This is a genomic window from Pseudoalteromonas sp. BSi20439 (assembly GCF_000241165.1).
Lineage (GTDB): Bacteria > Pseudomonadota > Gammaproteobacteria > Enterobacterales > Alteromonadaceae > Pseudoalteromonas.
In genome coordinates, this window is sequence record NZ_BADW01000199.1 from 1 (window position 1) to 1,230 (window position 1,230).

Here is a 1,230-nt window from a genome sequence, read left to right on the forward strand (position 1 = left end):
TGATGCCATACTTCCAGGAAAAGCCTCTAAGCTTCAGATTATACCGAATCGTACCCCAAACCGACACAGGTGGTCAGGTAGAGAATACTAAGGCGCTTGAGAGAACTCGGGTGAAGGAACTAGGCAAAATCGTACCGTAACTTCGGGAGAAGGTACGCTCCGATTGGTGATGAGACTTGCTCTCTAAGCTGATTGGAGCCGCAGTGACCAGGTGGCTGGGACTGTTTATTAAAAACACAGCACTGTGCAAAATCGCAAGATGACGTATACGGTGTGACACCTGCCCGGTGCCGGAAGGTTAATTGATGGGGTTATCTTCGGAGAAGCTCTTGATCGAAGCCCCGGTAAACGGCGGCCGTAACTATAACGGTCCTAAGGTAGCGAAATTCCTTGTCGGGTAAGTTCCGACCTGCACGAATGGTGTAACCATGGCCACGCTGTCTCCACCCGAGACTCAGTGAAATTGAAATCGCAGTGAAGATGCTGTGTACCCGCGGCTAGACGGAAAGACCCCGTGAACCTTTACTACAGCTTGGCACTGAACATTGAACCTACATGTGTAGGATAGGTGGGAGACTTAGAAGCAGAGACGCTAGTTTTTGTGGAGTCGTCCTTGAAATACCACCCTTGTAGTTTTGATGTTCTAACGTTGGCCCCTGAATCGGGGTTACGGACAGTGCCTGGTGGGTAGTTTGACTGGGGCGGTCTCCTCCCAAAGAGTAACGGAGGAGCACGAAGGTTGGCTAAGTACGGTCGGACATCGTACGGTTAGTGTAATGGTAGAAGCCAGCTTAACTGCGAGACAGACACGTCGAGCAGGTACGAAAGTAGGTCATAGTGATCCGGTGGTTCTGAATGGAAGGGCCATCGCTCAACGGATAAAAGGTACTCCGGGGATAACAGGCTGATACCGCCCAAGAGTTCATATCGACGGCGGTGTTTGGCACCTCGATGTCGGCTCATCACATCCTGGGGCTGAAGTCGGTCCCAAGGGTATGGCTGTTCGCCATTTAAAGTGGTACGCGAGCTGGGTTTAGAACGTCGTGAGACAGTTCGGTCCCTATCTGCCGTGGGCGTTTGAGAATTGAGAGGGGTTGCTCCTAGTACGAGAGGACCGGAGTGAACGAACCGCTGGTGTTCGGGTTGTCATGCCAATGGCATTGCCCGGTAGCTACGTTCGGAACTGATAAGCGCTGAAAGCATCTAAGCGCGAAGCAGGCCTCGAGATGA

1 rRNA gene is annotated in these 1,230 nt (G+C 52.1%); it reads left to right on the plus strand.

The window, feature by feature from the left end:
• Positions 1 to 1,230, plus strand: a 23S ribosomal RNA gene (locus P20439_RS15505); the annotation flags it as partial.